Below are 10,889 nucleotides of genomic sequence, written 5' to 3' on the forward strand. Positions count from 1 at the left end.
GCGGGCGGGCATTCCGTCATGAACGATTGCGGGAAGCGGGCAATATCCCTGTCACGGTCCGGTCGTCCTATGGCACCAGCGCCCGCCACACGCAACAGGCGCCTGCACCGCACCAGGGAAGCGCCCCGCTTTCACCGGATCGTGTGCGGCCGCGCGGGTCCCTCCCGCGCAACGCCGCGTTATGGTCGCGCACTCCGCCAACCATCGAAGGAACCGAGGCCATGACCATCAAGAAATTCGGCACCGCCCACTGGGAAGGCAGCATCAAGGAGGGCAAAGGCACCGTCTCCACCGAAAGCGGCGCCCTCTCCGCCCAGCCCTACGGCTTCAACACCCGCTTCGAAGGCGTCGCCGGCACCAACCCCGAGGAGCTGATCGGCGCCTCGCACGCCGCCTGCTTCGCCATGGCCCTCTCGGGCATCCTCGGCGGCGCCGGCCTCACCGCCACCGCGCTGGACACGAAATCGGTCATCTCGCTGGAAAAGCAGGCCGAAGGCTTCGCCGTCACCGCCGCCCACCTGACCCTGACAGCCACCATCCCCGGCATCACCGAGGCCCAGTTCCAGGAACTCGCCGCCAAGGCCAAGGCCGGCTGCCCGATCTCCAAACTGCTCAAGGCCGAAATCACGCTGGAAGCGACGCTGAAGGCCTGATCTTCTTGACCGTCTGACCGAAAATGTGGGCTGGCGAGCGAGAGCGGCCCACAGGGCCGCGCCCGTCGTGTGTTTCCGAGCATCGGAGCGGAGCGGCCTTATGGGCCGCCCGCCGCGAAGCGCAGGAAACGCGCGCCGGATCGCCGCCAGCGCGCATTTACGGTCAGACGGGGCGCGGGTCGTGCCCGGTCTGGCCTCTGTGACGTAAGAGATGATCGGCGAGCACACACGCCATCATCGCCTCACCTACCGGCACTGCCCGAATCCCCACGCACGGGTCATGCCGCCCGCGCGTCGAAACCTCCACATTCTCCCCGCCCCGCGTCACCGAGGGCACGGGTGTCAGAATCGAACTGGTCGGCTTCACCGCAAACCGCGCCACCAACGGCTGGCCAGTCGAAATCCCGCCCAGCACCCCCCCGGCATGATTGGCGCCGAAGACCAGCCGCCCGTCTTCCATGCGCATCGGATCGGCATTGTCCTCGCCGGTCAGGGCAGCGGCGGCAAACCCGTCGCCGATCTCGACCCCCTTCACGGCATTGATGCTCATCAGCGCCATCGCCAGGTCGGAATCGAGCTTGCCGTAAATCGGCGCCCCCAGCCCCGGCGGCACGCCCTCGGCCACGATCTCGACCACCGCGCCGACCGAAGACCCGGCCTTGCGCACGGCGCCCAGATACTCTTCCCACACCGGCACCATCTCCGGATCGGGGCAGAAGAACGGATTCTCCCCCACCGCGTCCCAGTCCCAGCGCGCCCGGTCGATGGCATGGGTGCCGATCTGCACCAGCGCCCCGCGAATCCGCACGCCGGCCCCCAGCACCTGCCGCGCGACCGCGCCCGCCGCCACCCGCATCGCCGTCTCGCGGGCCGAAGAGCGCCCGCCGCCGCGATAATCGCGAATGCCATATTTCAGGTCATAGGCCACATCGGCATGGCCCGGCCGATAGCGCTCAGCGATATCGCCATAATCGCGCGACCGCTGGTCCACATTGCGGATCAGCAGCGCGATCGGGGTCCCGGTCGTCTTCCCCTCGAACACGCCGGACAGGATCTCGACGGTATCGGGCTCCTGCCGCTGGGTGGTGAATTTCGACTGGCCGGGCCGCCGCTGGTCCAGCCAGGGCTGGATATCAGCTTCGGACAGCGCAATGCGCGGCGGGCAGCCGTCAACGACGCAGCCAATGGCCGGCCCATGACTCTCCCCCCAGGTCGTCACCCGAAACAGATGCCCGAAACTGTTATCCGACATGGCCCGATAATCCCTTGGCTACGATCCCCAGTCCGTAAAACCTGACCGGAAACGGGGGCTGGCGAGCGAGAGCGGCCTTGATGGCCGCCCGCCGCGAAGCGCAGGAAACGCGCGCCGGATCGCCACCAGCGCGCATCTCCGGGCAGGTTTTTCAGTCGCCGGCGACGCTGATGTCGGGCGCCGTGGGGTTCTTCATGCCGACGATGTTGTAGCCGCAATCCACATGATGGATCTCGCCCGTCACCCCGCCCGACAGGTCGGAGAGCATGTACAGCCCCGCCCCGCCGACTTCCTCCAGCGCCACATTGCGCTCCATCGGCGCATTGTACTGGTTCCATTTCAGGATATAGCGGAAATCGCCGATCCCGTTGGCCGCCAGCGTCATGATCGGCCCGGCCGAGATGCCGTTGACGCGAATCCCGTCGCGGCCCAGGTCGGCGGCCATGTAGCGCACCGAGGCCTCCAGCGCCGCCTTGGCCACGCCCATGACGTTGTAATGCGGCATCACCTTCTCGGCGCCCAGATAGGACAGGGTCAGCATCGACCCGCCATTGGTCATCAGCCGCGCCGCCCGCCGCGCAACGGCGGTGAAGGAGTAGCAGGAGATGTCCATCGCGGTCAGGAAGGCATCGCGCGGCGTATCCACATAGCGCCCGCGCAGGAACTGCTTGTCCGCCCAGCCGATGGCATGGACGAGGAAGTCGAGCTGCCCCCATTCTTCCTCGATGCGGGCGAACGCCTCGTCCATGGCGGCGTCGTCGGACACATCGCACGGCAGCACCAGCGACGAGCCCACGCGCTCGGCCAGCGGGCGGACGCGCTTGCCCAGCGCCTCGCCCTGATAGGTAAAGGCCAGCTCGCCGCCCTGCGCCGCCACGGCATTGGCAATGCCCCAGGCGATCGAGCGGTCGTTGGCCACACCCATCACGAGGCCACGCTTGCCCTTCATCAGGGTGCCGGTGGGCGGGGCTTTGGACGCGCCGTCTGACATGATAGAATCCTCGGAATGGATGGAATATGGCATGATCGGATTGGCGCCGTGGTTGCACAAGCGCGCGCGTCGGACAAGATCCGAGCGGCCGTGAAGCCCCGGTTTCACCGAATGCGTGGCATGCCCGCCATGTCTCCGCCTCCCGCCCGGCCAGAATGGGACCGACCACTATGAGCATGCCGCTGATCGACCTGGGCTCCGACCCGTTCGCCCTGTTCGCCCACTGGATGCGCGCGGCCGAGGCCGCCGAACCCAACGATCCCAACGCCATGGCCCTCGCCACGGCCACGAAGGACGGGCGGCCATCGGTACGGATGATCCTGCTCAAGGGCGCCGACCGGCGCGGCTTCGTCTTCTATACCAACCTCGAAAGCCGCAAGGCCGGCGAACTGGTGGAAAATCCGCAGGCCGCCCTGCTGTTCCACTGGAAGAGCCTGATGCGCCAGATCCGCATCGAAGGCCCGGTCGAACCGGTCACCGACGAAGAGGCCGATGCCTATTTCGCCAGCCGCTCGCGCCTGTCGCGGCTGGGCGCCATCGCCTCCGACCAGTCCCGCCCCCTGGCCGACCGTGCGCTCTTCGAGCACCGGCTGGCCGAGGAAGAGGCCCGCTACCCGGAAGGCACGCCCATTCCCCGCCCCGCCGACTGGTCCGGTTTCCGCCTGATTCCGGACCGGATCGAATTCTGGCAGAATCGCGCCCACCGGCTGCACGACCGGGCGGTCTGGCGCCGCCCGGCACCGGATGCGGCATGGGAGACCACGCGCCTCTATCCCTGACCCGCTTCCGCCGTCCACGTTCCTGGGATTCTGGAGAATAACATTGAAAAATATACAGAAAGTCCTGCTACCTCTGAACGGAACATCCAATGCCGAGGCCGCCCTGACCACGGCCCTGCTCCTCGCGCGGCAGTTCGGCGGCCATATCGCGGGCCTGCATGTGCGCGCCGACAGCCGCGACGTCGCCCCCCTGGCCGGCGAGGGCCTGTCCGGCGCCATGGTCGAGGACATGATGTCCGCCGCCGAGCGCGAGGGCTCCCGCCGCGCCCTGGCGGTGCGCGAGATGTTCGGGCAATTCACCGCCGCCAACGGCGTGACGGTCACGGACATGATCCCGCCCTTTGCCGGCAACCCGATCGGCAGCGCCTCGGCCAGCCTCGTCACCATGACGGGCCGCGAGCATGAGGTCGTCACCTACCGCGCCCGCCTGTCCGACGTCACCGTGGTCCCCCATCCGGATTCGGGCGAGGAAATCTCGTCGTCCGAAACCCTGCACGCCATCCTGTTCGACAGCGGCCGCCCGGTCGTCATCGCTCCCCGCCGCGCCCCCGCCACTGCCGGCCGGCGGATCTGCATCGCATGGAACGGCACGTCGGAAGCCACGGCGGCCCTGCACCATATCCTGCCCTGGGCGGCCGAGGCCGAGGCGGTGCGCGTGCTCTATTCCGGAGACTACCAGCGCCGCGGCCCCGAGGCGCGCGACGCCGCCGACTACCTGACCATCCACGGCATCCACGCCGACCTGGTGGAATTCGGCGACCCGGACGAGACCGTGGGCGCCAGCCTGCTGGCCGCCTGCCACGATTTCGGCGCCGACATGCTGGCCATGGGCGCCTATTCCCATTCCCGCCTGCGCCAGTTGATTCTCGGCGGCGTTACACGCCACGTTCTGGAGAATGCCGAAATACCCGTGCTGATGAGCCGCTAAGGCGCGTCATACGCCCAACATATCGGGTCCAATCCCCCTCGACATAGGTGCCATGCCGAAAATACCACGACTATAAGACGTATATTTCACTTGAATATGGATCGAGGAATGGTTAGATGCCCCTCAAAGCACGATTACGTCTCGTGCATTGAGGATATGGGTCTGCACCGTGGGTCTTGAGCCGTCGATCATCCATGCCATAGAAGCCGCCGGCGAGGACGCCCCGGCGATCCTGCGCGCGGCGCTGGGCGCCATGCCGCGCGGGCGGATCGGCCTCGTCTCCTCCTTCGGCACCGAATCCGCCGTCCTGCTGGCCATGGCGGCGGAGGTCGATCCCTCGGTGCCGGTGCTATTCCTGGAAACCGGGCAGCATTTCCCCGAGACCCTGGCCTATCGCGACCAGCTCATCGCCCGGCTGGGCCTGACCGGCGTGCGCAACATCCACCCCGACCCGGCGCAGATCGAAGCCCGCGATCCGCAGGGCCAGCTCTGGGCGTTCGACCCGGACGCCTGCTGCGCCCTGCGCAAGGTCGAGCCTCTGGACGAGGCGATCATCCCCTTCGACGCCTGGATCACCGGCCGCAAGCGCAGCCAGGCCGCCACCCGCGCCCACCTGCCGGTGATCGAGCCTCAGGCGGACGGCCGCTTCAAGATCAACCCCCTGGCACGCTGGAATGCGGCGGAACTGGACGCGGAAATGACCCGCCGCGCCCTGCCGCGCCACCCGCTCAGCCATCTGGGCTATCGCTCGATCGGCTGCGCGCCCTGCACGCGGCCGGTCGCCGAGGGCGAGGACCCCCGCGCCGGACGCTGGGCCGGACTGGCCAAGACCGAATGCGGCATCCACGTCTGACCGCCCGCCGCAACGACCCCGAACCCTTTTTGCCGAACCTGTAAGGTAGCGCCCACCATGGACGATCTCGACCAACTCGAAGCCCAGAGCGTTTACATCCTGCGCGAGGCGTACCGGAAGCTGAAGCCGCTGGCGATGCTGTGGTCGCTGGGCAAGGATTCCAACGTCATGCTGTGGCTGGCGCGCAAGGCGTTCCTCGGCCGGGTGCCGTTCCCGGTGATGCATGTCGATACCGGCAAGAAATTCCCCGAGATGTACCGCTTCCGCGACGAATACGTCAAAAAGTGGGAGCTGGAACTGCTGCTGGGCGACTGCCCCCCGGTCGAGGAAATCGACCCGACGCTCCCCCCCGCCGCTCGCTCCGCCGCACGCAAGACCGCCGGCTTGGCGACGATGATCGAGAAATACAAGCTGGAAGGCGTCATCGCCGGCATCCGCCGCGACGAGCAGGCCACCCGCGCCAAGGAGCGCGTCTTCAGCCCGCGCGGATCGAGCCATAAATGGGACGTCCGCAACCAGCCCCCCGAGTTCTGGGACCAGTACGCCACCCCGCATGAAGAGGGCGTGCATATCCGCGTCCACCCGCTGCTGTCGTGGCGCGAGATCGACATCTGGCGCTATATCGAGCGCGAGGGCATCCCGCTGGTCGACCTGTATTTCTCGAAGAACGGCAAGCGCTACCGCTCGCTGGGCGACCAGGACATCACCAGCCCGATCGAGAGCGAGGCCTCGACAGTGGCCGAAGTGATCGCGGAGTTGCAGACCACCCGCACCTCCGAGCGCGCCGGCCGCGCCATGGACCATGAATCGGAAGATGCGTTCGAGCGGCTGCGCGTCGCCGGCTATCTCTGAACCCAGCGGACGGATCGAGACACACCATGAGCAACGATATCCGCCAGGACGCGGCCACCCCCATCGTCATCGTCGGCCATGTCGACCACGGCAAGTCGACCCTGATCGGCCGCCTGCTGCATGACACCGACAACCTGCCCGAAGGCCGGGTGGCGCAGATCATCGAATCCAGCCGCAAGCGCGGCCTGAAGGTGGAGTGGAGCTTCCTGCTCGACAGCCTGCAGATCGAGCGCGACCAGGGCGTGACCGTCGATTCCACCCGCATCCCGTTCCTGCTGGGCAACCGGCAGTTCGTGATCGTGGACGCACCCGGCCACCGCCAGTTCCTGCGCAACATGATCACCGGCGCCGCCGATGCCGAAGCCGCCGTGCTGGTGGTCGACGCCGCCGAAGGCGCGCAGGAGCAGACGCGCCGCCACGCGATGCTGCTGCGCCTGATCGGCATCCGCCACGTCATCGTGCTGATGAACAAGGTGGATTTGCTCGACTATGACGAGCAGAAGATCGCCGCCTCCGAACAGGCGGTCGCCGCCCTGCTCAAGCAGCTCGACATCGAACCCAGCCTGTTCATCCCCGCCTCGGCGCGCGAGGGCGACAATATCGCCTCCCGCTCGCCGCAGATGGCATGGTACAAGGGCCCGACCCTGACCGAGGCCCTGGCCCTGGTCCCGTCCCCCGCCGGCCGCGCCGACCTGCCGCTGCGCCTGCCGGTGCAGGATGTCTACCGTTTCGACAGCAAGCGCGTCGTCGCCGGCCGCATCGAGCGCGGCCGCGTCAAGGTTGGTGACACGCTGGTCATCGGCACCCACGGCACCACCGCCCGCGTCGCCTCGATCGAGAGCTGGCACACGGCACCGCAGATTTCGGCGGTCGCCGGCCAGTCGGTCGCCATCACGCTGGAACCGGACGTCATCCCCGATCGCGGCGACCTGCTGCACCGGCCGGAGGAAGCGCCGATCCGCACCGCGCGCATCCGCTCGCGCCTGTTCTGGCTGCGCCAGGAGCCGCTGCGCGTCGGCGAAAGCTTCCGCCTGCGCCTGGCCACCGCCGAGCATCAGGTCACCGTGGCCTCGATCGATTCCGTGGTGCGGCTGGATGATTTGACGGAACACGCCTCCGATCACGTCCCGCCCGAGGGCTTCGCCGAGATCACCCTGGCGGCGTCGGAGAGCATCCTGTTCGACGCCTTCACCCCCGGCACCACCGACGGGCGCGGCGTGCTGGTCGACCGTCACCAGCGCATCGTCGGCGGCGCGCCGCTGATCGGCCCGGCCGATATCGCCAGCGGCACCAAGGCCATCCACCCCACCGACAGCACCGTGTCGCTGTGGGACCGGGCGCAGGCGCGCGGCCATCGCGGCGGCGTGTTCTGGATGACCGGCCTGCCCGGCGCCGGCAAGAGCACCATCGCCCGCGCGGCGGAATCCCGCCTGTTCGCGCAGAAGGTCGACGTCTCGGTGCTGGATGGCGACACGCTGCGCGCCGGCCTGTGCGCCGATCTGGGCTTCTCCGAGGCCGACCGCACCGAGAATGTGCGCCGCGCCGCCGCCGTCGCCCGCATCCTGGCCGAAACCGGCCAGGTGGTGCTGGTGGCGCTGATCTCGCCCCGCGCCGCCGACCGCGAACTGGCGCGCCAGGTGGTGGGCGAAGGCTTCCATGAAATCTTCGTGGACGCCGACCAGGCCACCTGCGAGGCCCGCGACCCCAAGGGCCTGTACCAGGCCGCCCGCGCCGGCCGGATCACCGGCTTCACCGGCATCGACGCGCCGTACGACGTTCCCGCCAGCCCGGACCTGCGCCTGCCCACCGGCCAGGACAGCGTGGGCGAGGTCGCGGACCGTCTGGCCAGCTACGTGGCCGACAGCGTCAAGCTGACCGAAGGCACCCGCCGCCGCTCCTGACCGGACGGCGCCGGCACATACACAGAGTGTAATGCACGATTAACAATCGTGCATTCCTCTTGTATTGCGCCCATGAAACCCCTAATGCCTCTGTAGAACGGGGCGACATCCTGTCGGCGTCGGCCGGATCGGGCAAAGTAAGGACGGACCAGTGAGCGATGTCAGGAACAACCGCCGCGAGGCCGGCGGTTCGAGCGTGATCACCGCCAACCGGCTGCTGGACGGGCGCATCGTCTGGCAGGTGGCCGAGGGCGACTGGTCCCCCATGATCAGGGACGCGCGGATCATCCCGAACACGGAGATCGAAGCCGCCATCGCCCAGGCCGCCTCCCGCCAGCAGGAAGACGGCCTGGTCGGCGTCTACGGCGTGCAGATCGAATCCGACGAAACGACGCCGACCCCCGTGACGGTGCGCGAGCGCATCCGCGCCTTCGGCCCCACCGTCCATCCCGATTTCACGCCCGCAGCCGAGCTCGAAGCCCATGCCTGACACCATCCCAGCACCCGCGCTGCCCGTCGGCCATTACGGCTACGATCAGGTCGACCGCGCCTTCCTGGCCGACCGGGTGGAGCAGTTCCGCGACCAGGTGGCGCGCCGCATCGCCGGCACCCTGTCCGAGGACGAGTTCAAGCCGCTGCGCCTCATGAACGGCCTGTATCTGCAACTCCACGCCTACATGCTGCGGATCGCCATCCCCTACGGCGTGCTCGATTCCCGCCAGCTGCGCGAACTGGCCCACATCGCCCGCACCTACGACCGCGATTACGGCCATTTCACCACCCGCCAGAATCTCCAGTTCAACTGGATCAGGCTGGAAGACACGCCCGACATCCTGGCCCGCCTGGCCGATGTCGACATGCACGCCATCCAGACCAGCGGCAACTGCATCCGCAACGTGACCTGCGACCAGTTCGCCGGCGCAGCGAAGGACGAGCTGGTCGATCCCCGCGTCCATGCCGAAATCCTGCGGCAATGGTCGACGCTGCACCCGGAATTCACCTTCCTGCCGCGCAAGTTCAAGATCGCGATCAGCGGCAGCCCGAACGACCGCGTGGCCGCCCGCTTCCACGATATCGGCTTGGTCGCCAAGCCGGCGCCGGACGGCGGCACGCAGTTCGACGTCTTCGTCGGCGGCGGCATGGGCCGCACCCCCATCGTCGGCGTGCATCTGCGCGACGACCTGCCGGAAGAAGACCTGCTGGCCTATCTGGAGGCCATGGTCCGCGTCTATAACGAGTACGGCCGCCGCGACAACATCTACAAGGCGCGGATCAAGATCCTGGTCCAGGCGCTGGGCACCGAAGGCTATCGCCAGAAAGTCGATGCCGAATTCGCGGCGATGAACCGCGCCCGCTACCGCCTGCCGCCCGAAACCGTCGCCGCCATTCGCGCCCGCTTCGGCACGCCCGACCTGCACGCGCCCGACGACGCGGCGGCGCAACTCGACCGCGCCCGCCGCGCCGACCCGGCGTTCGACCGCTGGGTGCGCACCAACACGAACCCGCACCGCGTGCCCGGCCATATCTCGGCCGTCATCTCGCTCAAGCCCGCCGGCGGCATCCCCGGCGACGCCACCTCGGCGCAGATGGACCTGATCGCCGACCTCGCCGACCGCTACGCCTTCGGCGAAATCCGCGTCACCCACATGCAGAACCTGGTGCTGGGCCATGTCCGGCAGGACGAACTGCACGCCCTGTGGCAGGCCCTGCGCGCGGCCGACCTCGCCTCGGCCAATATCGGCCTGATCGGCGACATCATCGCCTGCCCCGGCCTCGATTACTGCTCGCTGGCCAATGCGCGGTCGATCCCGATCGCCCAGAAACTCAGCGCCCGCTTCGCCAGCCCGGAGTTGCAGGAGACGATCGGCCCGATCGAGATCAAGATCTCGGGCTGCATCAATGCCTGCGGCCATCACCATGCCGGCCATATCGGCATCCTGGGCGTGGACAAGAAGGGCGAGGAATATTTCCAGCTCACGCTGGGCGGCTCGCCGGGCAGCGACGCCTCGGTCGGCCAGATCCTCGGCCCGGCCCTGCCGGAGGACGCGACGGTGGACGCCATCGCCCGCCTGGTCGATGCCTATCTGGTCCACCGCACCGGGAGCGAGCGCTTCCTCGATACCTACCGGCGCCTGGGCGCCGCCCTGTTCAAGGATGCCGTCTATGCCACTGCTTGAAAACGGACGGCTCGTTCCCGACGCCTGGACGACCCTGAACGAGGAAGCCCCCCTCCCCGCCACCGGCCCCGTCATCGTGCCGCTGTCCCGGCTGGAGGAAGGGCTGGCCCGCGCGCCCGGCGAGAAACTCGGCGTCGCGATTCCGCAGGATGCCGAAATCGACACGCTGCGCACCGTCCTGCCCCGCCTGTCGCTAATCGCGGTCACCTTCCCGATCTTCCGCGACGGCCGCGCCTTCAGCCAGGCCCGCGCCCTGCGCGAGCACCTGCACTTCACCGGCGAAATCCGCGCCACCGGCAAGCCCCTGCCCGACCAGTACGAGTTCCTGCTCCGCTGCGGCGTCTCGACCGTCGACCTGCCGCCCGGCAGCGACCCGGAAGTCTGGGCCCGCGCCCACACGCGCTTCCGCACCGCCTACCAGCCCTCAGTGCTGGGCGAACGCGCCGAAGGCGCGACATTGCGCCGGGTGCTCTGATCTCCCTGTTCTCTTTTGAAAAAAGAAC

The 10,889-nt window shown here is 68.2% G+C and carries 11 protein-coding genes; 9 read left to right on the forward strand and 2 right to left on the reverse strand.

Annotated elements, in window-relative coordinates; genetic code table 11:
* Nucleotides 1–221: 221 nt before the first annotated feature.
* Nucleotides 222–653, forward strand: a complete 432-nt coding sequence (locus ACMAUO_RS06385) for an OsmC family protein (RefSeq protein WP_420356090.1) — start codon at nucleotides 222–224, stop codon at nucleotides 651–653.
* A 163-nt stretch (nucleotides 654–816) separates the two neighbouring features.
* Here ACMAUO_RS06385 and aroC read toward each other — a convergent pair whose 3' ends face one another.
* Nucleotides 817–1,905 (reverse strand): chorismate synthase, encoded by a 1,089-nt coding sequence (gene aroC, locus ACMAUO_RS06390; RefSeq protein WP_420356091.1) that lies wholly within the window; start codon nucleotides 1,903–1,905, stop codon nucleotides 817–819.
* Between the two features lie 151 nt (nucleotides 1,906–2,056).
* Entirely contained in the window at nucleotides 2,057–2,896 is an 840-nt protein-coding gene (gene fabI, locus ACMAUO_RS06395) for an enoyl-ACP reductase FabI (RefSeq protein ID WP_420356092.1), read from the reverse strand.
* Nucleotides 2,897–3,066: 170 nt separating this feature from the next.
* On the opposite strand from fabI, the gene pdxH reads away from it, so the two are divergent.
* The 8 genes from pdxH (at nucleotide 3,067) to ACMAUO_RS06435 (ending at nucleotide 10,861) form a co-directional block, all read left to right on the forward strand.
* A complete protein-coding gene (gene pdxH, locus ACMAUO_RS06400) occupies nucleotides 3,067–3,675 on the forward strand; it encodes a pyridoxamine 5'-phosphate oxidase (protein ID WP_420356093.1) in 609 nt (202 codons plus the stop codon).
* A gap of 43 nt (nucleotides 3,676–3,718) precedes the next feature.
* Nucleotides 3,719–4,603 (forward strand): universal stress protein, encoded by an 885-nt coding sequence (locus tag ACMAUO_RS06405; RefSeq protein WP_420356094.1) that lies wholly within the window; start codon nucleotides 3,719–3,721, stop codon nucleotides 4,601–4,603.
* A gap of 169 nt (nucleotides 4,604–4,772) precedes the next feature.
* Nucleotides 4,773–5,456 carry a phosphoadenylyl-sulfate reductase gene (locus tag ACMAUO_RS06410; RefSeq protein ID WP_420356095.1) on the forward strand — a complete coding sequence of 228 codons (684 nt, stop codon included), beginning with the start codon at nucleotides 4,773–4,775 and terminating at the stop codon, nucleotides 5,454–5,456.
* Nucleotides 5,457–5,513: 57 nt separating this feature from the next.
* Complete coding sequence (gene cysD, locus ACMAUO_RS06415) at nucleotides 5,514–6,308, forward strand: sulfate adenylyltransferase subunit CysD (RefSeq protein WP_420356096.1); 795 nt, start codon at nucleotides 5,514–5,516, stop codon at nucleotides 6,306–6,308.
* 26 nt (nucleotides 6,309–6,334) lie between these two features.
* Nucleotides 6,335–8,209 (forward strand): adenylyl-sulfate kinase, encoded by a 1,875-nt coding sequence (gene cysC / locus ACMAUO_RS06420; RefSeq protein ID WP_420356097.1) that lies wholly within the window; start codon nucleotides 6,335–6,337, stop codon nucleotides 8,207–8,209.
* Between the two features lie 151 nt (nucleotides 8,210–8,360).
* A complete protein-coding gene (locus ACMAUO_RS06425) occupies nucleotides 8,361–8,699 on the forward strand; it encodes a DUF2849 domain-containing protein (RefSeq protein ID WP_420356098.1) in 339 nt (112 codons plus the stop codon).
* Nucleotides 8,692–10,386 carry a nitrite/sulfite reductase gene (locus ACMAUO_RS06430; RefSeq protein ID WP_420356099.1) on the forward strand — a complete coding sequence of 565 codons (1,695 nt, stop codon included), beginning with the start codon at nucleotides 8,692–8,694 and terminating at the stop codon, nucleotides 10,384–10,386. Before ACMAUO_RS06425 ends, ACMAUO_RS06430 begins: the two co-directional genes overlap by 8 nt.
* Nucleotides 10,373–10,861 (forward strand): DUF934 domain-containing protein, encoded by a 489-nt coding sequence (locus ACMAUO_RS06435; protein WP_420356100.1) that lies wholly within the window; start codon nucleotides 10,373–10,375, stop codon nucleotides 10,859–10,861. The genes ACMAUO_RS06430 and ACMAUO_RS06435 overlap by 14 nt, the downstream gene beginning before the upstream one ends.
* Nucleotides 10,862–10,889 lie beyond the last annotated feature (28 nt).

Origin of the sequence: Gluconacetobacter brunescens, from assembly GCF_048695475.1 — a bacterium.
In the GTDB taxonomy this organism is placed as follows: Bacteria; Pseudomonadota; Alphaproteobacteria; order Acetobacterales; family Acetobacteraceae; genus Gluconacetobacter.

Bases quoted from the DNA above. Each gene is read 5' to 3' on its own strand.
- aroC (WP_420356091.1), bottom strand. From the start codon at position 1,905: ATGTCGGATAACAGTTTCGGGCATCTGTTTCGGGTGACGACCTGGGGG.
- cysD (WP_420356096.1), top strand. From the start codon at position 5,514: ATGGACGATCTCGACCAACTCGAAGCCCAGAGCGTTTACATCCTGCGC.
- fabI (WP_420356092.1), bottom strand. From the start codon at position 2,896: ATGTCAGACGGCGCGTCCAAAGCCCCGCCCACCGGCACCCTGATGAAG.
- ACMAUO_RS06435 (WP_420356100.1), top strand. From the start codon at position 10,373: ATGCCACTGCTTGAAAACGGACGGCTCGTTCCCGACGCCTGGACGACC.
- ACMAUO_RS06385 (WP_420356090.1), top strand. From the start codon at position 222: ATGACCATCAAGAAATTCGGCACCGCCCACTGGGAAGGCAGCATCAAG.
- cysC (WP_420356097.1), top strand. From the start codon at position 6,335: ATGAGCAACGATATCCGCCAGGACGCGGCCACCCCCATCGTCATCGTC.
- ACMAUO_RS06430 (WP_420356099.1), top strand. From the start codon at position 8,692: ATGCCTGACACCATCCCAGCACCCGCGCTGCCCGTCGGCCATTACGGC.
- pdxH (WP_420356093.1), top strand. From the start codon at position 3,067: ATGAGCATGCCGCTGATCGACCTGGGCTCCGACCCGTTCGCCCTGTTC.